Below are 1,381 nucleotides of genomic sequence, written 5' to 3'. Positions count from 1 at the left end.
CTATAATAGTGCATTTTTACTTGAATAATTTTACAGTTGAATAGAAAAACAGATTCTTAGGCTATTTTTAATGACTCAAAAATTTCTTCTATCGGCGTACCGCTTGCGGCAGCTTTGTAAATATATATTACTTTGGATTTTTCTAAATCTTTCTTAGCAGCTTTATATCCAGTATTAAAGTGATGAGAATCAGTACAGTAAATTTTGCAATAAGTATAATTTACTAACATTATTATTATATATCTATTAATACTTCTCGCACTTCTTACTTGATATCCATCTAGTCCTAAGTAAGTTTTGCAATCTCTAAAAAATGGTTCAATCGCCCAACGGTCGGTATATTGAGTTAAAATATCTAACGGTGCTAATGATTTCTCTAAGGAAATAAAAGTTTTCAATGCTCCATCTTTTTGAAAAGCATCTTTAGGATAACTTAAAATAATAGAAACATTCTTTCTATCTTTTAAGTTGCCAACATAATTGTAAATATAGTATTGCTTATTTTTGACGGTGACAAGGTCAAAGTCTTCAATATTTAATAATGTGGCAAACTTATGAAGTTTTATTCCTAGTCTTTCATGGCCTTGTGGAAAAATAACTCTATTAGTTTTTAAAGCACCAATATAACTATAGCCAGCTTTTTCAGAAGCATTAAAAATATCCTTACAACTATACCAACTATCGGCTAGCACATAGCCTTTATTTTCAGGCTTAGGAAGTGTTGCAATTAATTTTTTAGTTAATTCGATTTTACTCATAGATTCTTTATCATAGATATCAGTTGAATATGGGAGTACTAATCCGTCACACGATAGTAAAGAAACTAGTATTTGATGACCATATACATTCTTACCTTTTAAGTGAGAATTATGAAATGAACACTTTTCAATTGGATTCTTAGCCTTTGACGAGGGCTTTGTCTTTTCAGAAATAGTGTCATCAATAATAAAGTATATTGGCTGTCTGGATTCTCTTGATTTAGCCCAAATAACTTCTATGATATATGATTTTAATGCTCTTTCTAAAAGTTTTTCGTCCCAATTACTATTTGAAAGAAATCTAGTAATACTAGTTCGATGTCTCGAAGGAGCAAGCTCCGCTATGTCGGAAATTTTACCGTTATAACCTTTTGATATCATAGCATTCATTATGTTTTCTAAATGTCTTAATTGAGGCTTAGTTAAGTAAAAATCAAAATTTAATTGCTTTAAAAATTTGTATAGTGATAATTCATTTGATATAATTGTGTTCTGAAACATTTATGTATAGCTCCTTGCTGTCATTGTTGTGTGCAAACTCAATTATAACAAGGATTTATCATAAATGTTTTTTATTTTATTCAGTTGTAAAATTATTCAAGCATTTTTGCACTATTATAGTT

Annotated in this window: 1 protein-coding gene; it reads right to left on the bottom strand. The window is 29.0% G+C overall.

What is annotated here, in order from left to right; genetic code table 11:
* Positions 1–56: 56 nt before the first annotated feature.
* Positions 57–1,259, bottom strand: coding sequence for an IS701 family transposase (locus NNC19_RS23415; protein ID WP_310941098.1), 1,203 nt, complete (start codon positions 1,257–1,259; stop codon positions 57–59).
* Positions 1,260–1,381: the final 122 nt, after the last annotated feature.

Source organism: Clostridium sp. SHJSY1, from assembly GCF_031626875.1.
Classification (GTDB): Bacteria; Bacillota; Clostridia; order Clostridiales; family Clostridiaceae; genus Clostridium.
Note: the sequence above shows the minus strand (reverse complement) of the source record. Positions and strands in the feature narration are given on the sequence as shown.